The sequence below is a fragment of the Staphylococcus sp. HMSC072E01 genome (assembly GCF_001814125.1).
In the GTDB taxonomy this organism is placed as follows: Bacteria; Bacillota; Bacilli; order Staphylococcales; family Staphylococcaceae; genus Staphylococcus; species Staphylococcus hominis.
Genome location: NZ_KV814964.1, coordinates 254,186 through 276,360 on the forward strand (window position 1 = coordinate 254,186; position 22,175 = coordinate 276,360).

Here is a 22,175-nt window from a genome sequence, read left to right on the forward strand (position 1 = left end):
ATGATTAAAGGAGAGTGAAATTGATTGTCTATAGTGTCTTATATTATATATATCGTCATTATTATGCTCATTCCAATGTGGGCACAACACAAAGTAAAATCAAATTATGAAAAATATTCACAAGTAAGATCAACAAGTGGTAAGACAGGTCGTGAAGTAGCAGAAGAAATTCTTCATGCTAATGGAATTTACGATGTAGATGTAGTTAAGGGCGAAGGCTTTTTAACAGACCACTATGATCCAAATAAGAAAGTAGTTTGTTTATCTCCTGCAAACTTTGATCGTCCTTCAGTAGCTGGTACAGCTATTGCGGCACACGAAGTTGGACACGCTATTCAACACCAACAAGGTTATGCGTTTTTACGTTTTAGAACTGCTTTAGTACCTTTAGCAAATATTGGTAGTTCATTAAGCTATATCATTATTATGGCTGGTATCTTTTTAACAGCATTAGGTAGTGCTTTTGGCTCAACTGCATTATGGATTGGTGCTGGGTTAATGTCACTAGCAGTTTTATTCTCAATCGTGACATTACCAGTTGAATTTGATGCAAGTTCAAGAGCGATGAAACAAATTACTGCACTTAATATTGTGAATGAAAAAGAATATAAACATGCGAGAAAGGTATTATCAGCAGCAGCTATGACTTATGTAGCAGCAACAGCTACAGCTGTAGCCGAACTTGTTAGAATTATTTTACTGGCACGTGCAAGTGATAACTAAACTACCTTTATAAACTAACTTAATTTTAAATCTTGTGTAACAACATTTAAGATTTTCAAGGAGTTATATCGAGCGAAATATGAATTCAAAAATGAATTCTGTTTCGCTCTTTTTTTATATCTCATAGAATAGAATTGATAAAATGCATTAACAACTAATTTGAGATATACTTAGAAAGAAACGGAAAAAAGGAGAATGATGATGAAATCTTTAAATCAAATGCAAAAAGAAGTAGATGACTATATTAGTCAATTTAAAGCGGGTTATTTTTCTCCATTAGCTAATTTAGCCCGTCTAACAGAAGAAGTGGGCGAACTTGCAAGAGAAATCAATCATTATTACGGTGAAAAGCAAAAGAAACCAACGGAAGAAGAAAACTCTGTTAAAGCTGAATTAGGAGATAATTTATTTGTTTTACTTTGCATTGCTAATTCACTTGGTATTGATATGACAGAAAGTTTTAATGATACAATGGATAAATTTAATACTAGAGATAAAAATCGATTTGAACGTAAATAATGGATAGAAAGGGGGTTATTTTATGAAAATAGGTATTACATGTTATCCGTCAATGGGTGGCTCAGGTATCATAGCAACTGAATTAGGTATAAAAATGGCAGAAAGGGGACATGAAGTTCACTTTATTACGTCAAATATTCCTTTTAGAATTCGTAAGCCTTTGCCTAACATTACTATCCATCAAGTCGAAGTAAATCAATATGCAGTATTTCAATATCCACCGTATGATATTACATTGAGCACAAAAATATCTGAAGTTATTAAAGAATATGATTTAGATATCTTGCATATGCATTATGCTGTACCACACGCTGTATGTGGTATTTTAGCACGTCAAATGTCTGGAAAAGATATAAAAATTATGACAACATTACATGGTACTGATATCACAGTGTTAGGCTATGATCATTCACTTAAAGGCGCTATTAAATTTGGCATTGAACAAAGTGACCTCGTGACTAGTGTCAGTCATTCATTAGCTAAACAAACACAGTCAATTATTGAAACAGATAAAGAGATTATTCCTATTTATAATTTTGTTCGAGAAAAAGAATTTCCTACACAACATGAAAATCAATATAAAGCGCTTTACGATATAAAGCCTGAGGAAAAAGTTCTTATACATGTATCAAACTTTAGAAAAGTCAAACGTATTGACACTATTTTAGAAACTTTCGCTAAAGTTCATAAACATATACCAAGCAAGTTGATCTTATTAGGTGATGGTCCAGAACTTTTAGATATGCGTAAAATAGCAAGGTCATTACATATCGAAGATGATGTATTATTTTTAGGTAAACAAGATCAAGTTAGTAAATTCTATCAAATGGCTGATTTAGTTTTGCTGTTAAGTGAAAAAGAAAGTTTTGGCCTTACACTATTAGAGGCAATGACTACAGGAGTCGTACCTATAGGTTCAAATGCTGGTGGTATCAAAGAAGTCATCAAACATGGTGAAACAGGTTATATTGTAGATGTAGGAGATAGTGAACAAGCAAGTCATTATGCACTAAAATTATTAACAGATGAGCAACTTTATCAAGAATTACAAAGTAATATGCTTAAAGATATTAAACAACGATTTAGTTCTGAACTTATCGTCGATCAATATGAATATTACTATAAAAAAATGTTGAATTAAAAAAGAGGATTAATATGGGTAATGAATTATTTGAAACAGCTTTGCCAATTCTAAATCAAATAGAAAAACATCATTTCGAAGCTTATTTTGTAGGCGGGGCAGTCAGAGATTACATTATGCATCGTACAATTCATGATATTGATATCACTACAAGTGCGATGCCAGATGAAATTGAAGATATATTTGAACACACTATTCCAATTGGAAAAGAGCATGGCACAATCAATGTTGTTTTCAACAATGAAAATTACGAAGTGACAACATTTAGATCAGAAGGTGATTATTTAGATCACCGTCGTCCAAGTGAAGTTCATTTTGTGAGAAATCTCTATGAAGATGTACAACGTAGAGATTTCACTATCAATGCTATTGCTATGGATAAAAATTATAAAATATTTGATTACTTTGGTGGTCAAAAGGATATACAATCAAAATTGATACGTACGGTAGGGAATCCAAGTGAACGATTTAAAGAAGATGCATTAAGAATTATTCGTGGCCTTAGATTTCAGTCACAACTTACATTTGATATTCATACTGAAACCTTTGAAGCAATGCAATTAACTTGTTCGGACGTTAAATATTTATCAATCGAGCGAATTGTTGTAGAATTTAAAAAATTAATCTTAGGAAGTAATGTTAAACAGAGTTATCATAATTTATTATCTTTAAAAATTTTTAATTATATTCCATTTTTTAATGAATTAGATATGACATGTGTTTACATCAATGAACCTCTTGAATTTGAACAATGGTTAGCCATCTTACTTATAAAAAATAATAATCTTCCTTCTTTAAAGCAATTAAAAATTAGTAATAAAGAAAAATCAGATATACATACATATATTGCTATCATTGAAACATTACCTCAAATTACTACTAAAGATGCTTTGAAATTATTTGTTTATGATTATAGTGACTATTATATCTTAAAGGTTTTAAATATTTATTCTGTACTTCAAAATAATCAAATTCCTACCGCTTCAGAACTTATTATCAATTCTCTTTCTATTAAACAAGTCGTTCAACACCTTCAATTACATGAACGTAAAGAAATGGATGTGAATGGAAGAGATTTACTTGCACATTTTAATAAAAATGGTGGCCCTTGGTTAAAAAATGTATTGAGAGAAATAGAATGTGCGATAGTTACTGATAAAATCAAAAATAATAAAGAAGAAATTTTGAAATGGGTGAATGAAAATGTCAAAATATAGTCAAGATGTCGTTAAAATGTTATATGAGCATCAATCAGAATATATTTCTGGTCAATACATTGCGAATCAGCTTAATATATCGAGAGCTGCTGTGAAAAAAGTAATTGATCAATTAAAAGCAGATGGATGTGATATTGACTCAATTAATCATAAAGGACATAAGCTTAATGCATCGCCAAATCGTTGGTATAGAGGCATTATCAATAAAGTACTAGAGTCTAATCATTTAGTATCCAAAATTGAAGTATATGATAGTGTTGAATCTACTCAAACTATTGCTAAACAAGGCCTTGTTGATAATCAACATACCATGTTAATTTTAAGTGATGAACAAACAAAAGGTCGTGGTCGTTTCAATCGTAATTGGTCTTCTTCAAAAGGAAAAGGGTTATGGATGTCTGTTGTTTTAAGACCTAATGTCTCATTTGCAATGATTCCAAAATTTAATCTTTTTATAGCTTTAGGAATTAGAGATGCTATCCAAGCATTTTCTAGAGACAAAGTAGAGATTAAATGGCCAAATGATATTTATATTAATGATAAAAAAGTATGTGGATTTTTAACAGAAATGGTAGCAAATGCTGATGCAGTTGAGGCCATAATATGTGGTATTGGTATTAATTTAAACCATCAAGAAGAAGATTTTTCTGATATTATACGTCATCGTGCTACAAGCATTCGCCTGCACCATTCAGAAGAAATCAATCGATATCAATTTTTGAAACGTTTAATTGAGGAAATTGAAAAGCGTTACCATCAATTTCTTAACTCTTCATTTGAAACGATTAGAGATGAATACATTCGTACATCTAATATTTGGCATCGTAAGTTAACATTTACTGAAAATGGAGAACAATTTATAGGTGAAGCTATTGATATTAATAATGACGGCTTTTTAATTGTCAAAGATGAAGATAATCAGACGAGACGACTTATAAGCGCAGATATAGATATATAAGCATACGGATAGAATTAGGAGAGATAGATATGGCATATACAAGTTTTGCGGTAGTAGATTTAGAAACAACCGGAAACCAACTTGAACATGATGAAATTATACAAATTGGTATTACATTTGTACGTGATAATAAAATATCAGGAACTTATCATTCAATGATTCGTACTGATTTGGAAATCCCACCATTTATCCAAGCTTTGACTTCTATCGAAGAAACTATGCTAGAACAAGCACCGTATTTTCATGAAATTGCTGATGACATATATGAACAACTCAAAGATTGTATATTTGTAGCCCACAATGTTGATTTTGATTTAAATTTCATTAAAAAGGCTTTTGAAAAAAGTAATATTCATTTTAAACCTAAAAAGGTGCTTGATACCCTAGAATTATTTAAAATTGCATTTCCTACTGAAAAAAGTTACCAATTAAGTGAATTAGCAAATGCTCATAATATACCTCTGACAAATGCACATCGAGCAGATGAGGATGCAACAACAACGGCCTATTTAATGATTAAAGCTTTTAAAAAGTTTGAGTCATTACCTATAGATACCTTAAAGCAATTATATTATTTAAGTAAACATTTAAAATATGATTTATTTAACATTTTATTTGAAATGGTCAGACAACATCATAATCATGATATAGATTATCAGTATACTCAATTTGAACAGATTATCTATAAAAAACAACAAGACTTAAAAGTGCCACAAATTGAATTTAAAGGTTCATTAAAAGATTTATATCTAGAAGTTACAACAGCACTTGAACTTACTTATCGCCCACAACAACTCTATTTGTCAGAAATTATTTTAGAGCAGTTAATGCATAATGATAAGGCACTTATTGAAGCACCTTTAGGAAGTGGTAAATCATTAGCATACTTATTAGCTGCATTGATGTATAACATTGAAACAGGCAGACATGTAATGATTTCAACAAACACGAAATTACTTCAACATCAATTACTTCAAAAAGATATTCCTAGTATTAATCGCGCGCTAGATTTCAAAATTAATGCTGCACTTATTAAAAGTAAAACAGACTATATTTCACTAGGATTGATAAGTCAAATTTTAAAAGATGATACAGCTAACTATGAAGTGAATATTTTAAAAATGCAATTACTTATATGGATATTAGAAACAAATACTGGAGATATACAAGAGTTAAATTTAAAAGGTGGTCAGAAAATGTATTTTGACCAAAAATTAGAAACTTATGTTCCAGTAAGACACGATATTCATTACTATAATTATATAAAACGTAATGCTCAAAATATTCAAATTGGTATTACTAATCATGCGCATCTTATTCATTCAGATCAAGAAAATTCAATCTATCAGTTATTTGATGATTGTATTATTGATGAAGCACATCGTTTACCTGATTATGCTCTTAATCAAGTAACCAATGAATTAAACTATTCTGATATCAAATATCAGTTAGGTTTAATAGGAAAAAATGAAAATGAAAAGCTTCTTAAATTAGTAGATCATTTAGAACAACAACGTATTTTGGAACGATTAGATATTCCACCTATTGACGTGTTTGGTTTAAAATCTAATATTTCTGATTTACACGAACTAAATGAAACCCTATTTAATCATATTTTTGATATTGTTCAACACTCAGACGTACATGATGATGATGTACATCGATATCATTATGTATTCGACTTTGATTCTACACGTATTCTAAAAGATTTACATGCAATTGTAGACAAAATCAATAAAACTTTAGAATTTTTTAATGGTATTAACCATAAAACAATCAAATCTATACGTAAGCAATTACTTTATATTAACGATAATTACAGACATATAGAACAAAGTTTAAAACAAAATCATACTGCCTTCATATCTATCAAAAATTTGAATCAAAAATCGACCATACGTCTAATTGTAAAAGATTATGAAGTACGGGATATTTTAACAAAGCAAGTGCTCGAGAAATTTAAATCATTAACATTTATTTCAGGCACACTTACATTTAACCATTCGTTTGAGGCATTTAAAAACTGGTTTAAAGAAGATGTAGAATTTAATACTTATGAAGTACAGTCATCACTTCAAAATCATAAATCAACAAATATTTATATTCCAAGTGATGTTGTTTCTTATGATTTTAAAAATACAGAGGATTATGTAGCGTCTATTGTAGACTATATTCAAGAGTACGTCACTATAACACAATCTAAATGTCTCGTACTTTTCACCAGTTATCGAATGATGCATATAGTACAAGAGCTATTAAATGAATTACCAATATTTGACGATTATGTTATTTTGACCCAACAACAAAATCAAAACTATAAAATCGTTCAACAATTTAATCACTTTGATAAAGCTATTTTGTTAGGTACATCAACATTTTTTGAAGGATTTGACTATCAATCTAACGGTATTAAATGTGTGATGATTGCTAAATTACCATTCATGAATAAATATAATACAAAGCATTGGCTAATGGATTCAGAATTTGAATCTACATTTAAAGATTATGTCTTACCTGATGCTGTAACGCGTTTTAGACAAGGTCTAGGCAGATTGATTCGTAACGAAGACGATAAGGGACTCATTGTTTCCTTTGATGATCGTTTAACAAATAGTAACTATAAGCATTTTTTTGAACAATCGTTAGAATCTTATTCTCAAAAAAAAGGGGATATTCAACAATTTAGTAAATTACTTTACCGCATGCAGGCAAGTAAACTGAAAAATAGAAAAAAATAGTTTATTTTAAATAATGAGAACACTATTCAGGTGCTAGAAGTTCACTTTCTATTTTGATAAAATAAATAAGTATTGTATAAAAAGAAAATAAAGTAGGAGTTTGATTATGAAAACAACAATTAAACAAGCAAAACAATACATTAATCAAGAAGTCACAATTGGCGCTTGGTTAACAAATAAACGTTCAAGCGGTAAAATTGCATTTTTACAATTACGTGATGGTAGTGGATTTATGCAAGGCGTTGTCGTTAAATCAGAAGTCGATGAAGAAACATTTAAACTTGCTAAAGACATTACACAAGAATCATCACTATATGTCATAGGTACGATTACAGAAGATAATCGTTCTGATTTAGGCTATGAAATGCAAGTAAAATCAATTGAAGTCATTCATGAAGCTCACGATTATCCAATTACACCTAAAAACCATGGTACAGAATTCTTAATGGATCATCGTCACTTATGGTTAAGATCTAAAAAGCAACATGCAGTAATGAAAATTAGAAATGAAATCATTAGAGCAACATATGAATTTTTTAATGAAAATGGCTTTACTAAAATTGATCCGCCTATCTTAACTGCAAGTGCACCAGAAGGTACTAGTGAATTATTCCATACTAAATACTTTGATCAAGATGCATTTTTATCTCAAAGTGGTCAATTATATATGGAAGCAGCAGCTATGGCACATGGACGTGTCTTCTCATTTGGACCAACATTTAGAGCTGAAAAATCTAAAACAAGACGTCATTTAATTGAGTTCTGGATGATTGAACCTGAAATGGCATTCACAAATCACGAAGAAAGTTTACAGGTTCAAGAACAATATGTATCTCATATCGTAAAATCTGTATTAGAACATTGTAAATTAGAATTAAAAGCGCTAGATAGAGATACAAGTAAATTAGAAAAAGTATCTGCGCCATTCCCACGCATCTCTTATGATGATGCTATCAAGTTCTTAAAAGAAGAAGGATTTGATGACATTGAATGGGGTGAAGACTTTGGTGCGCCTCATGAAACAGCTATAGCCAATCATTATGATTTACCAGTATTTATTACAAACTATCCAACTAAAATTAAACCATTCTATATGCAGCCTAACCCTGACAACGAAGACACAGTTTTATGTGCAGATTTAATTGCCCCAGAAGGTTATGGTGAAATTATTGGTGGTTCTGAACGTATCAATGATTTAGAATTATTAGAACAACGTATCGATGAACATCAACTTGATACAGAAAGTTATAACTACTATTTAGACTTACGTCGTTATGGTAGCGTGCCACACAGTGGTTTTGGTTTAGGTTTAGAACGCACAGTTGCATGGATTTCAGGCGTTGAACACGTGAGAGAAACATCACCATTCCCACGTTTATTAAATCGTTTATATCCATAAAATATCACGTTTTATAAATCATACATGGGGAGTGAGACTAAATGATGTTATTCATGTCTCACTCCCACTTTTTAAAATAAGAAAGAGAGGGGTATCATGGACACACATCAACTTAAAACTCGTCCTGTTGTAGTTAGAAGGGAACTTTTCGATCATTACAATGAATTAGGTTTAAATGAAAAAGATTTAGTCATTTTGATTAAGTTGATTTATGCCGCTGAAGTTTCTAATAAACAACCCTCAATAGAATTTTTGCAAAAAGGTTCAAATATGGAGTCGAGAGAAATAACATCAATTATTCAAAATTTAATTCAGCGTGATTTACTTGCACTGCATGTAAGTAAAGATGAGGAAGGAAAATTTACTGAATATATGAATTTAAATCGTTTTTACGAAAAGTTAAGTAATATTTTAACTCAAGAAAAAAATGAAACTACACATCATCAAACGCAACAAAACTTTAAGGAATTATTTCAATATATTGAACAGTTGTTTTCGAGACCATTATCACCATATGAAATCGAAACGCTCAACCAATGGATTGATGTAGACCAACATGATTACACTTTAATACGTGCTGCATTAGATGAAGCATATAGTCATGATAAATTAAGCTTTAAATATGTTGATCGTATCTTATTAAATTGGAAGAAAAACAATGTAACAACTTTAGAAGAATCTAACAAAGTGAGAGAAAAATTCAATAAACCTAAATTAACTCATACTGTAAAACATATACCTAAATTTGACTGGTTAAATGGAGAGAATCTAGATGGTAAGTAAGAAAAAAGCATTAGAAATGATTGATGTTATTGCAGATATGTTTCCTGATGCAGAATGTGAATTAAAACATGATAATCCGTTTGAATTAACAATAGCTGTATTATTATCTGCGCAATGTACAGATAATTTAGTTAATAAAGTGACACGTTCACTTTTTAAAAAATATAAAACACCTGAAGATTATTTAAAAGTAGATATAGAAGAATTGCAGAATGATATAAAATCAATAGGTTTATATCGTAATAAAGCAAAAAATATTAAAAAATTGTGCCAATCCTTACTCGACCAGTACGATGGACAAGTTCCTCATACACATAAAGATTTAGAAAGTTTAGCTGGAGTCGGACGAAAAACAGCGAACGTTGTCATGAGTGTAGCTTTTGATGAGCCTTCTTTGGCAGTAGACACCCACGTTGAACGTGTTTCAAAGCGTTTAGGTATTAATAAGTGGAAAGATAATGTTAAACAAGTAGAAGAACGTTTGTGTGATATTATTCCAAAAGAAAGATGGAGTAAAAGTCATCATCAACTTATCTTTTTTGGACGTTATCATTGTATTGCTCGAAAACCAAAATGTAATATTTGTCCATTACTTGAAGATTGTAGAGAAGGGCAAAAACGCATGAAAGCAATGAAAAAGGAAGTCGGATCAAATGATTAATAAATCACAATTTGAATCGCTAGAAAATGAACTTGATAGCTATGCTAAGAAAAGACAACTAAATTCTGATTTAGCCAAACAATATATCGATGATTATTTTGAACTGCTTCTTTTGTTCTTTAGACAAATTAATGAAATAGAGTCTATTGATTTAAATCATTTAGACCAATATCCCGTTGTTCCTATGAATTTTTTAGAACGATATCAATATATGTTAAAAAGAAAATACCACTTTATGGGGTATAGTCAAATGAAAACATTAAAAAATGAGCTTATTAAAATGAATGCTTCATATCAAATTAGAAGAAAAAGTCAAAATAATAATTAATATGAAAGATAGTCTAGAGCAAAGTTGTTCTAGACTTTTTTAAATTTTAAAAAAAACGACATAGCCTTATAAAAGACTATGTCGTTTTTAAAGCTATTACGACGCTTTTCTAAAATTAAAAATTGCATTTGCTTTAAATATGTTAGATAAACCATTATTGTTATTTGTATTATCATTATTACTATTTTGTTGAGTTGATGTGGTACTATTGTTAGCGCTGTTATTCGTAGTTGAATTATTTGCTGAATTACCAGTTGTATTACCTGTATTCGTTGTTGGTGTAGTATTTGAGCTATTATCACTGGTAGAAGTAGAATTACTTGAATCGTTTGATGAGCTACTATCTGAACTACTAGTAGACTTGTTATCATATTTACTTCCTGACGTTGTATTATTATCTGGATGATCTTTAACAGATAGTGTACTTGCCCCTGAACCAACAACTGAATCAGGTTTTTTGAAGTCTCCGTCATTACTTGAAGTAATATCTGACATCACATCTTTATATAGATATTGTGCATATTCTTGTTCAGAATGTCCTAAGAATGAATCTTCACCGCCTTTTTTAATTTGGCTGAAGCCCATCCATATTGACATTGTATATTTAGGTGTAAAACCATTCATCCAAATATCTTTGCCTGCATTGTCAGGTAAGTTATATTGATTATTAACTTCTGTACCATAAGTACTTGTACCTGTTTTAGCACCCATATTAACGCCAGCAACACCGTGACCATAAGCAGAACCATATGGTTTAAATGTACCAGTTAACATTTCTGCAAGCATGTAAGCAGTATAATCTTCCATCGCTTTATGACTTGTATGATCAAATTCGATAGTTTCATCATCAGATGTTACAACTTTGCGAATTGAATGTGCATTATTGTAAGTACCACCATTAGCTATTGATGCGAATGCTGATGCTAATTGAGTAGGTGAGAATTCAGAAGCACCGCCACCTAAAATTTCAGATGGCCCTAAATCAATTTCATAATCTAAACCAACTTTAGACGCAAAATCTTTTGGAGCATCTTTACCTGCATTTGATGATACTTGTTGCCAAGCTTTTAAAGCAGGAATATTAAAACTTTGTCTTAATGCATCGTATGCAGATACTGTACCATGACCTTGCCCATCATAGTTACGGAATGTACCACCATCAATGGAATAACTTGATTCATCTTGCATTGCGTGGTTTGTAGCCCATTGCATATTTTCAATTGCTGGACCGTATGATAAGAATGGTTTCAGTGATGAACCAGTCAAGTGTGTATCTGTAGCAGCGTTACGATCAACGACATCTCTATAATTTCGCCCACCAGAAATGGCTACAACGCCTCCTGTTTTACTATCAAGAATGGTTGAACCCACTTGTTGATCATCATTTTTATAGTAATCACCATTATCAATGCGATCTTGAAGCGTTTTTTGAACGTTTTTATCTATATTTGTATAAATCTTAATACCACTTTGCATTAAATCACTATAGTTTTTATTTTTAAAGTGTTTATTGCCTATTAATTCAGCTTTAACAAAATTAACGTAAGAATCATACTCACTATTAGAATCATCATTAGATATTTGACGTTCTTTTGTTGTACGTTTTACTAAATTATCTTCTAATGAAGTAGCTTTAGCTTCTTTCCACTGTTTATCAGAGATTCTATGATGGTAGTGCATTAAGTATAAAACAGTTTCTTTACGATTTTCAGCTTCTTTCGGGTTATCATAAATGTTATACAGGTTAGGAACTTGTGGTAAACCAGCTAGATAGGCTTCTTCAGCTAAATTAAGTTCATTTAAATTTTTATTAAAGTAATATTTAGCTGCAGCCCTAACGCCATATACACCATCTGAGTAATAAATTTTATTTAAGTACATTTGGAAAATATCATCTTTACTGTACTCTTGCTCTAAACGATAAGATAGATAAGCTTCTTGCGCTTTACGTCCAATAGATTTCTTTTCTGAAAGGAACGAACGCTTAACCACTTGTTGTGTTAAAGTAGACGCCCCTTGAGAACCAAAACCACCAGTTACGTTCTTACCAATAGCACCAAATAAACGTTTATAGTCTAAAGCACCATGTTCATAGAAGCGATTATCCTCAGTTGCTAACACGGCATTTTTCATATTTTTAGGAACATCTTTCAATTCAACATGTTCTCTACGTGCACCATTGTCTAATTTCTTAACCAAGTCACCGTTTTTATCATAAATTTCAGCAGGCTTTGGATCTTGTAATTTAGACTCATTAAATGCTGGAGCTTTCCAAGCATAGTATGCAAATAGAAGTATACCGAGTAGAAGTAACACGATAAAGGCAATGAACAAAAAGCCTATAATCTTAATAATCGTTCTTTTTACATTCTTATTCTTTTTTGATTTGGATTTCCCATTTTTGCCTTTATTCGGTTGGGAAGATCCTTTATTTTCCGTCATACGCGGTCCTCACTTTCATCTAATATCAACTTATCAACAGCCTTGAGATAATTCAATCTAGGTTGATACTGATAAGGAATATAGTAACTATTTTTTTTGATTTCTTCAACTGTTATTGATTTTTTTATTTCCTTTTTATATCTTTCCCAAAAAGGTTCAAACTTCGAAAAAGGTAATAGATATACCTCATCAAGCACTTTAAATCTAATCAATAAAAAGACGAGTCCTTTTTGTAGAAAACAACTTTTCATATGTTCTACTTGATGATCATGGATATTATTTAAAGGGAAAGACGTTTTATTTTTGGTTTCTTTCGCTTCAAAATCAATATAATAGCCTCGATAAACGCCATTATAATCAGTTGTAGAAGGTGTACGAAAGTATGCTTCATTAATTACAGCTTTACTTCTTTTAGGATAATGAACATTTACAATTTGAATAGGAGTAGGTTTCTTATGTATAACAGCCTCACCATGCTTAAAATAATAATTGTTAGATTGCTCAATATCTTTTTCGAGAGTCATACCTCGTCCACCATATTTAATGTTACTAGAAGCCTCACTTTGATTACTTCCAACCTTAGTAGGATTTAGTTTGAATGGTTTTCCATTTGGATAATTTATCATACTCACCACACAAATTTAATATTACACTTTCAATGTCTAAGAGAATAATATTAAACTATAATATGATAATAATGAAATGAGCATAATATTTATATTATACTACACATAATTAAATATATTCATTAATTATCTATTCTATTTTAACGTGCTTTAACAGTGAAAACAATATGTTTAAAAATTTGTAATAATGTAAAATTTATATCTAAACAATACTCTATAATAATTGTAATAAATTGTAAGAATATAGGAGGCATCGTTATGTACACATTAATTAATGAACTACTTAAAGAATTACAGTACATGGCGTCAAGCTATAATGAAATAAAATTGACACAGTCAGAGAAGCAATTTCATCGAGATGTTGTTCCTTATGTAAAAAAAATTGATGGTTTAACTGAAGAATTATCTCATTATGATGATGAACTAATCCAATTTCCTTATATGAATAAAGAAAAATTAGAAATGTTAGTTAAACATATTAAGGAATTATCTGTAGAGTGTCACTACAATAAAACAAGTAAGAAGTTATTTAATGAAAAATTGAAATCCGTTAATTATGATCTTACCAATTTGTTTAAATATATCAAAGATAAAGAGGAATCAATGCATTGAAAACAGTATATGTGACTGGATATAAATCATTTGAGTTAAATATATTTAAAGATGATATGAAAGAAGTGGATTACCTTAAACAATTTATAGAACATAAATTGTTACAGTATATTGACGAAGGGCTAGAATGGGTACTTATTCAAGGACAAATCGGTATTGAATTATGGGCAGCTGAAGTAGTATTAAAATTACAAGACACATATCCCGAGTTAAAATTAGGTATTATCACACCATTTTATGGTCATACCTCCAAGTGGAATGAACACAATATAGCAAAGTATGAATCTATTGCTAGTAATGCACAATTTCTAGATAGTGTATTTCATTCTGAATATCAAGGACCTTTTCAATTTAAACAAACAGACCAATTCATATTAGATCATACAGATATGACGTTATTAATTTATGATGATGAACAAGAAGGAAGTCCAAAATATTTTAAGAGGATGTTAGTTGATTTTATGGAAAAAACGACTTATAATTGTGATATTGTGACATTTGATGAACTTACTGACTTTATTAACGATTTACAATGGCAACAAGACCAAAGTTTTGAATGAGGTGGAAATTAATGGCAGATGTTTCTTTAAAGCTTTCAGCAAAAGATATCTATGAAAAAGACTTTGAAAAAACGATGGCTCGCGGCTATCGTCGTGAAGAAGTCGATGCTTTTTTAGATGATATCATTACTGATTATCAGAAAATGGCTGATATGAATAACGAAGTAGTCAGACTATCTGAGGAAAATAATAAACTTAAAAAAGAAGTTGAAGAATTGAGAATCAGAGTTGCAACTTCACGTCCTTCTGATAATAAGTCATTTGCTTCAAGTAATTCGAAATCAGCGAATAATAACGTAGATATTTTAAAAAGAATTTCTAATCTTGAAAAAGCTGTTTTTGGTAAATAATACATTGGTATCTTAAAGATATAAGCTTGTTACGAAGCATGCTTGATTGCTATTATGTTGGATTTTGATAGCTAATTATTTATCTATTTAAAATTCTATTAAATATTTTAAAATTATGTTATACTCACACAAGTGATATTTTGGGTAATCGCTATAGAAATATAGAGGAAAGTCCATGCTCACACAATCTGAGATGATTGTAGTGTTCGTGCTTGATGAAACAATAAGTCAAGGCATTAATTTGACGGCAATGAAATAACCTAAGTCATTAATTGATACGGTTAAAATAGTTTGAAAGTGCCACAGTGACGTAGCTTTTATAGAAATATAAAAGGTGGAACGCGGTAAACCCCTCGAGTGAGCAATCCAAATTTGGTAGGAGCACTTGTTTAGCGGAATTCAACGTATAAACGAGACATCTTTACTCGCATAGTAAAGATTTGTAGACAGATGGTTACCACCAAAGTACCAGTACAACTAGTGTACGTTATGAGTACAATGGTACAGAACATGGCTTATAGAGATATCACGGACTAGTTTAGCTCTCCCTTTTTATGGAGAGCTTTTTTATATTGTATACATAATTATTTTAATATTTGTTAATATACTAATATGATATGAGACAAAGGAGATGAAATAATGTATCAATTATTAGCAGTGTGTCCAATGGGTCTTGAAGCCGTAGTTGCTAAAGAAATACAAGAACTTGGTTATGATACGCAAGTTGAAAATGGACGTATTTTCTTTGAAGGTGATGCTAATGCCATTGTAAAATGTAATTTATGGCTACGTACAGCTGATCGATTAAAAATAGTAGTAGGTCGCTTCAATGCTAAAACATTCGATGAACTTTTTGAAAAGACAAAAGCATTACCTTGGGAAACAATTATCGATAAAGAGGGGCAATTTCCTGTCCAAGGTCGTAGTGTAAAATCTACACTTCATAGCGTTCCTGATTGTCAAGCCATTACTAAAAAAGCTATCGTTGAACGTCTTAAAAAAGCTTATAATGAAAAAGGATGGTTAAATGAAAGTGGTGCGAAATATCCTGTTGAAGTAGCCATTCTTAAAGATAATGTCCTACTTACCATTGATACGTCAGGTTCAGGGCTAAATCGTAGAGGGTACCGTATTGCACAAGGTGAAGCACCTATTAAAGAAACATTAGCAGCTAGCTTAGTACGTTTAGCCAATTGGAAAGGTGATACACCCTTTATTGATCCATTCTGTGGTTCTGGAACAATTGCTATTGAAGCATGTTTAATTGCTCAAAATATTGCGCCAGGTTTTAATAGAGAATTTGTATCAGAGGAATGGAATATCATGCCTCCTAATATTTATGACGTCATGCGTGATGAAGCTGATCAACAAGCTGACTATGATAAAGATATTCAAGTGTATGCGTCTGATATAGATCCAGAAATGGTTGAAATTGCTAAACGTAATGCTGAAGAAGTAGGCCTAGGTGATATTATTCAATTTAGTGTTAAGGATGTTAATACATTAACTATCGACCAAGAAGGGCCTGTAGCGTTAGTTGGTAACCCACCATACGGCGAACGTATTGGAGATAGAGATGAAGTAGAAGAAATGTATCGATATGTAGGTAAACTAATGAAACAACACCCGTATTTATCAACATATATCCTTACAAGTAATAAAGAATTTGAGTATTTAGTTGATCGTAAAGCAACAAAACGTCGAAAACTTTTTAATGGTTATATCGAATGCATGTATTATCAATACTGGGGAAAAAAGCCTAATATTGATAAATAAATTGATTTGAAGATTTATTTGAAAATAATTAATTTTGTAAATTTTTCTTAATAAATTAGATAATATTTATTTAAAATTTATGTATTTATTAGCACTATAATAGTGACTATTGTAAAGTTATTAGTAAGCGTGTTAAAAACACAGCACATTTAAACAGTATAGTAAGGAGAGTAAGTTATGCAAACAGTTTTAATTGTAGGGGCTAACGGAAAAGTATCAATTGAAGCAACTAAAATTTTCTTAGAGAATTCTAGTTTTAATGTTGATTTATTTTTAAGAAATGCCCACCGTATTCCTGATTACGCTTCTAATCGTATCACTGTCTTTGAAGGTGATGCTAAAAATGTTGAAGATTTAGAAAAAGCATTAGATCAAGTAGATATTGTTTTTGCAAGTTTATCAGGATCCCTAGATAGAGAAGCACAAGCCATTATAGATGCCATGAACAAAAAGAATGTTAAACGTTTAATATTTGTGGCGGCTCCTGGTATTTATGACGAATTACCAGATAAATTCAATACATTTAACAAAGAACAATTTGGTGAAAAATTAACTAAATATCGTAAAGCAGCTGATTTAATTGAAGCGTCTGACTTAGATTATACAATTATTCGTCCTGCTTGGTTAACATTTAAAAATGAATCAGATTATGAAATTACTCAAAAAGGCGATACCTTTAAAGGAACAGAAGTTTCTAGAAGAAGTGTAGCCAATTTAGCAGTACGTATAGCGAAACAACCTGAACTTTATTCTAGACAAAATATTGGAGTAAATAAACCAAATACTGATGGCGATAAACCAGCTTGGTTTAACTAATTCATTCTATATAGGTTTTTATTATTTCTTATGATAAAATTTAATAAACACAGCTAAAGATATTTTAGTTTTATCACCCTAAAAGTGAGGTTATAATTCTTTTTAGTTTTATAACCTTAATTTTTTTATATTTTAGAGTGAGTGAAATAAAGGGGATAACATTATGCAAAATAATGAACAATTAGATGTATTATACAAACTAAAAAAAGAAATAGAAAAATCGAATAACGACGCATTAGTACATACGATAAATCAAGTGATTAAAAAAGTATATTTAAATCAATATACTTTATCATTTGTTGGACATTTTTCAGCTGGTAAATCAACATTAATCAATTTATTATTAGAACAAGATATATTGCCTAGTTCACCTGTACCAACGACGAGTAATACGGCTATAGTTTCTGTTTCAAAAGAAGAAGAGATTATTGCTAATTTAGAATATCAAAACTATGTTAAGTTAAAAACGTATGATGATGTAAAAATAATGAACCGATTAAATATGGATGTGGAATCTATTGAAATAAAGTTCCCTTCAAATAAGTTTAATTCTGGTTTTACATTACAAGACACTCCAGGAGTAGATTCAAATGTTTCTACACACCAATCCACTACTGAACAATTTTTATATACAAGCAATATGATTGTGTATACAGTTGATTATAATCATGTTCAGTCTGCACTCAATTTCCAATTTATGAAACGCATGAATCAAGTAGGCATACCTATTATTTTTGTTATCAATCAAATTGATAAGCATAATGAGAATGAAATTTCTTTTGATACATTTAAACAAAAAGTAGAACAATCTATACAAGATTGGGATATTAAAGTCGATCAACTATTTTATGTTAGTAAATTTGATCATCCAAACAATCAACTTCATTTATTCTCAGAGTTTTTAGAAGAAAAAGATAAACTACGTGAACCTATTGAAGATTTTGTAACACGTATCATTGAATTTATACATCGTACTCAGCTTTCATATATTCAAGAGCATATGCAAAATATACTTGACGACTTAAATATCAATGAATCCGAATTTGAAGAATCCTATAAACAATTTCAACAGAATCAAGCTATAAGTGAAGAAGCACAATTATTAAATCATTCTTCTCAATTATTAATGTACTTAAAAGAAAAACGGAAAAATATATTAGATAATGCTTATATTATGACTCATGATATGCGAGAAGATATTCATTATTATCTTGAAAGCATGGCTTTAGACTTCAAAGTGGGTGGTCTTCTAAATAAAAAAAAGAAAACAGAAGAAGAGAGAGCAAAACGTTTACAAAATGTTGTAGACCGTTTACAAGAAAAAGTGAATCGACACATTCGTCAACCCATGCGTGAAGATTTATCTTTTATAACTCGCTTTATCCATCATTCTGAAGTGAATCAACGAATTTTAAATCAACATTATCAAATTGAACCTACTTTAATTTCTAATTTATATCAAGTACAAACAAGCATTAATAATACCTATGTGCTCACATTTAGTGATGACGTTGTAAAAGCAATTGCACGCGCTGTCGAAAAACAATCAGATTCATTATTTAAAGATATTATTGAACATACTGAAGCAACGGAATTATCTAACATAGATAATAATGATGCACATTTATATGAACAGTATCTTGAGTTCAAGAATTTAAAACAGTCATTAACAACTGAAAATTATAAACATTATTATATACATATGAATGACTCACTCGATAAATTAATTGATCGAACAGAAATACATTATGAACTTAATCAATCAACCATATCTTCAACAAATGATTTAGACGAAGATATTACATCAACTAAGGCTACGAGAACTCATCACTTTGATATTCAGAAAGCACTGGCTATCATTGAGCCTGTTCCTTTATTCAATAAAACAAAGCAAGACATCAAAGAAACATTGCAACGTATAGATAATAAAATTGTAAAAATAGGTGTGTTCGGTACATTTAGTGCAGGAAAAAGTAGCTTGATTAATGGTTTACTTGGAGATCATTATCTTGTAAGCTCACCTAATCCAACAACGGCAGCTACAACTGAAATCTCATATGGTCATGATAGTCAAATTACTTTGAAAACAAATACGCAATTGTTAAATGAATTAAATCAATTGCTTGAATATCAAAACGTTTCTTTTAACTCTTTAGAAGAATTTATGAATAGTAATATTGAGTCTTTAAAACAACAATTAGAAAAAAATCAATTGGCTTTTATAACATCAGTAGAGAAGCACTTTTCAATGTACCAAGATATGCTAAAAGAAGGTATAACACATACTATTTCACAACATGAAATTAAGCAATGGAGTGCTGAAGACGAATACGCTACATTTGTTAAAACCGTTCATATACACCTTCCACTGGATTGGTTAAAAGACAAAATTATCGTTGATTCATTAGGGTTACATTCTAATAATCAACGACATACAAATGAAACTGAACAAATCTTAACTTCTTCAGACCTAATTTTATATGTGAGCTATTTTAATCACTCATTTACTGATAATGACAAAGCATTTATTGAACATATGAAAGATATTAACCAATTAAATGAAGCACAGACATTTAAAATGATTATTAATGCGGTAGATTTAGCTGAAACTAATGAAGATTTAATAGCAGTGGAGCAGTATGTAAAAGATGCTCTATCTCAAGTGAATCTGCCATCTGAATTATTCGGTGTATCAAGTAAACGTGCATTGGAGACTAAAGATGAAGGCATTCTTAAATTAAAAGAAAGTATTAATCATTTTGTCGAAACTGAATCGAAAACGATTTTAGAAAAGCAAATGGTTCATCAAATCGGACAAATGCGCGATAACTTTAATCAAATCATCTATGAATTTAAAACAAATCAAACACGTATGTTAGAACGACAACAACAACTTGAAACTTATAAAGATAAAACACCATTAACTAACCAAATGATTCATACAAGTGAGCAGCATACTAAAAATGAGGTTGAAGAACAAATCTATCATTTAAATAAACGATTACAGCTTCAATTATTAGATGAGGTTAAAAAAGTATATAATAGTCAAATGACACAAAATAATGATTTTAATGATGAAAAGAAACGTGCTACGAAAATGTACTTAGATCAAGTTCATCAACGATTATATTTAGAACAAACTTTATTAGTCGAAAGAATAAAAACATACTTTACTTCTCAATTAGATCAACAAATAGCACCAACAATTCAAAAATTAAATTCAGTTCATGTACTTATCCAATCTCATTTTAAAATAACAGCGCCGTTTACTGATGATGCACTATTACGTATTAGTTTAGAAGAGATGCTTTCAGTTTTACCTAAACAGTTGTCTAAACGTAAAATTTTAAATGCAAATGCGCAAAGAGAACTACAAGAAATGATTTGTTCAAATACATTAGAACTACTACAACCATCACTAAACGCATTAAAACAACAATTAGATTATTATGTTTCTAACTTAACTCACGACGCGAACATCGAACTTAATCAGTTAAATAATAATGTTTTAGAACAAATCAATGACTTATTATCTAAACGTATCGATGATTCACTCATTGAACAATTAGAAACAGTAAATCAACAATTGGACCCACTTTTAAATTAGAAAGAAGGATTAATATATGACTCAACGTGTCTTACTTGTAGATGGAATGGCGCTCTTATTTAGACATTTTTATGCTACAAGTCTACACAATCAATTTATGTATAATTCTAAAGGCATTCCAACCAATGGGATTCAGGGTTTTGTTAGACATATCTTTACAGCAATTAAGGATATTAAACCAAGCCATGTTGCGATATGTTGGGATATGGGGAAAGCGACCTTTAGAAATGCTATGTATACTTCTTATAAACAAAATAGACCTGCACCACCAGAAGAATTGATACCTCAATTCGATTACGTAAAAGACATTTCAGAACAATTTGGTTTTGTGAATATCGGTGTTGCAAATTATGAGGCAGACGATGTCATAGGAACACTCGCTAAAATATATTCAAAAGATAATGAAGTACATATTGTAACTGGAGATAGAGATATTTTACAATGTATCAATGAACAAGTAGAAGTCTGGTTAATCAGAAAAGGTTTTAATATTTATCATCATTATACTCTTAATCGTTTTAATGAAGAGTATGCATTACATCCACTTCAACTTATTGATATTAAAGCATTTATGGGAGATTCAGCAGATGGGTATCCTGGTGTTAAAGGTATTGGAGAAAAAACCGCCATTAAATTAATACAATCTTATGGTAGCGTTGAAAACGTACTAGACAATATCGAATCACTTACACCTAATCAACAGAAAAAAATTGCAATTGATAAAGAAAATTTGATTCTATCCAAACAATTAGCGAAAATCTATACAGATGTGCCTATTGATACAACTGCATTATATGAAGAAATGAAGTATACACATTCATTGAATCATATTCTTTCAATTTGTAATGAACACGAACTTTATGTCTCTGGTAAATATCTTGCTTCAAAATTTTAATGTAAAACAGATAAAAAAAGAAGA

General features: G+C 30.4%; 19 protein-coding genes and 1 other RNA gene. 18 read left to right on the top strand and 2 right to left on the bottom strand.

The window, feature by feature from the left end; all coding sequences use genetic code 11:
* Nucleotides 1-24 precede the first annotated feature (24 nt).
* From HMPREF2953_RS06090 to HMPREF2953_RS06135, 10 genes are all read left to right on the top strand, one after another.
* Nucleotides 25-723 carry a zinc metallopeptidase gene (locus HMPREF2953_RS06090; protein ID WP_002449792.1) on the top strand — a complete coding sequence of 233 codons (699 nt, stop codon included), beginning with the start codon at nt 25-27 and terminating at the stop codon, nt 721-723.
* Nucleotides 724-924: 201 nt separating this feature from the next.
* The gene (locus HMPREF2953_RS06095) at nt 925-1,242 is read left to right on the top strand and encodes a nucleotide pyrophosphohydrolase (RefSeq protein WP_002449913.1); all 318 of its coding nucleotides are present in this window, start codon (nt 925-927) and stop codon (nt 1,240-1,242) included.
* A 22-nt stretch (nt 1,243-1,264) separates the two neighbouring features.
* Nucleotides 1,265-2,383, top strand: coding sequence for an N-acetyl-alpha-D-glucosaminyl L-malate synthase BshA (bshA, locus tag HMPREF2953_RS06100; protein WP_070672273.1), 1,119 nt, complete (start codon nt 1,265-1,267; stop codon nt 2,381-2,383).
* A 14-nt stretch (nt 2,384-2,397) separates the two neighbouring features.
* The gene (locus HMPREF2953_RS06105; RefSeq protein WP_070672275.1) at nt 2,398-3,600 is read left to right on the top strand and encodes a CCA tRNA nucleotidyltransferase; all 1,203 of its coding nucleotides are present in this window, start codon (nt 2,398-2,400) and stop codon (nt 3,598-3,600) included.
* Nucleotides 3,587-4,558, top strand: a complete 972-nt coding sequence (locus HMPREF2953_RS06110; RefSeq protein WP_070672277.1) for a biotin--[acetyl-CoA-carboxylase] ligase — start codon at nt 3,587-3,589, stop codon at nt 4,556-4,558. Before HMPREF2953_RS06105 ends, HMPREF2953_RS06110 begins: the two co-directional genes overlap by 14 nt.
* Before the next feature lie 29 nt (nt 4,559-4,587).
* Nucleotides 4,588-7,296, top strand: a complete 2,709-nt coding sequence (locus HMPREF2953_RS06115) for a helicase C-terminal domain-containing protein (protein WP_070672280.1) — start codon at nt 4,588-4,590, stop codon at nt 7,294-7,296.
* Between the two features lie 106 nt (nt 7,297-7,402).
* Nucleotides 7,403-8,695, top strand: coding sequence for an asparagine--tRNA ligase (gene asnS, locus HMPREF2953_RS06120; protein WP_070672283.1), 1,293 nt, complete (start codon nt 7,403-7,405; stop codon nt 8,693-8,695).
* A gap of 96 nt (nt 8,696-8,791) precedes the next feature.
* On the top strand, nt 8,792-9,478 hold the full coding sequence (locus HMPREF2953_RS06125; protein ID WP_070672287.1) for a DnaD domain-containing protein: 687 nt from the start codon (nt 8,792-8,794) through the stop codon (nt 9,476-9,478).
* A complete protein-coding gene (nth, locus tag HMPREF2953_RS06130; protein ID WP_070672290.1) occupies nt 9,468-10,139 on the top strand; it encodes an endonuclease III in 672 nt (223 codons plus the stop codon). The genes HMPREF2953_RS06125 and nth overlap by 11 nt, the downstream gene beginning before the upstream one ends.
* Nucleotides 10,132-10,467, top strand: a complete 336-nt coding sequence (locus HMPREF2953_RS06135; RefSeq protein ID WP_049336216.1) for a YpoC family protein — start codon at nt 10,132-10,134, stop codon at nt 10,465-10,467. The genes nth and HMPREF2953_RS06135 overlap by 8 nt, the downstream gene beginning before the upstream one ends.
* A gap of 96 nt (nt 10,468-10,563) precedes the next feature.
* Here HMPREF2953_RS06135 and HMPREF2953_RS06140 read toward each other — a convergent pair whose 3' ends face one another.
* Together HMPREF2953_RS06140 and recU are read right to left on the bottom strand one after the other, a co-directional pair.
* Nucleotides 10,564-12,909 (bottom strand): transglycosylase domain-containing protein, encoded by a 2,346-nt coding sequence (locus HMPREF2953_RS06140; RefSeq protein ID WP_070672293.1) that lies wholly within the window; start codon nt 12,907-12,909, stop codon nt 10,564-10,566.
* On the bottom strand, nt 12,906-13,532 hold the full coding sequence (gene recU / locus HMPREF2953_RS06145; protein WP_070672438.1) for a Holliday junction resolvase RecU: 627 nt from the start codon (nt 13,530-13,532) through the stop codon (nt 12,906-12,908). Before recU ends, HMPREF2953_RS06140 begins: the two co-directional genes overlap by 4 nt.
* A 261-nt stretch (nt 13,533-13,793) precedes the next feature.
* Here recU and HMPREF2953_RS06150 point away from each other — a divergent pair, with 261 nt between their 5' ends.
* The 8 genes from HMPREF2953_RS06150 to HMPREF2953_RS06185 all read left to right on the top strand — a co-directional run bounded on the left by HMPREF2953_RS06150 (nt 13,794) and on the right by HMPREF2953_RS06185 (nt 22,151).
* Complete coding sequence (locus HMPREF2953_RS06150) at nt 13,794-14,147, top strand: DUF1798 family protein (RefSeq protein ID WP_049336220.1); 354 nt, start codon at nt 13,794-13,796, stop codon at nt 14,145-14,147.
* Nucleotides 14,144-14,707, top strand: coding sequence for an SLOG family protein (locus HMPREF2953_RS06155; protein WP_049336222.1), 564 nt, complete (start codon nt 14,144-14,146; stop codon nt 14,705-14,707). Before HMPREF2953_RS06150 ends, HMPREF2953_RS06155 begins: the two co-directional genes overlap by 4 nt.
* An 11-nt stretch (nt 14,708-14,718) precedes the next feature.
* The gene (gene gpsB / locus HMPREF2953_RS06160; RefSeq protein ID WP_002449866.1) at nt 14,719-15,057 is read left to right on the top strand and encodes a cell division regulator GpsB; all 339 of its coding nucleotides are present in this window, start codon (nt 14,719-14,721) and stop codon (nt 15,055-15,057) included.
* A 136-nt stretch (nt 15,058-15,193) separates the two neighbouring features.
* Nucleotides 15,194-15,580, top strand: an RNA gene (rnpB, locus tag HMPREF2953_RS06165) — RNase P RNA component class B.
* 116 nt (nt 15,581-15,696) lie between these two features.
* Complete coding sequence (locus HMPREF2953_RS06170; protein WP_070672296.1) at nt 15,697-16,833, top strand: THUMP domain-containing class I SAM-dependent RNA methyltransferase; 1,137 nt, start codon at nt 15,697-15,699, stop codon at nt 16,831-16,833.
* A gap of 177 nt (nt 16,834-17,010) precedes the next feature.
* The gene (locus HMPREF2953_RS06175) at nt 17,011-17,649 is read left to right on the top strand and encodes an SDR family oxidoreductase (protein WP_002455331.1); all 639 of its coding nucleotides are present in this window, start codon (nt 17,011-17,013) and stop codon (nt 17,647-17,649) included.
* Nucleotides 17,650-17,812: 163 nt separating this feature from the next.
* Nucleotides 17,813-21,256 carry a dynamin family protein gene (locus HMPREF2953_RS06180; RefSeq protein ID WP_070672297.1) on the top strand — a complete coding sequence of 1,148 codons (3,444 nt, stop codon included), beginning with the start codon at nt 17,813-17,815 and terminating at the stop codon, nt 21,254-21,256.
* Nucleotides 21,257-21,272: 16 nt separating this feature from the next.
* Nucleotides 21,273-22,151 carry a 5'-3' exonuclease gene (locus HMPREF2953_RS06185; protein WP_070672300.1) on the top strand — a complete coding sequence of 293 codons (879 nt, stop codon included), beginning with the start codon at nt 21,273-21,275 and terminating at the stop codon, nt 22,149-22,151.
* Nucleotides 22,152-22,175: the final 24 nt, after the last annotated feature.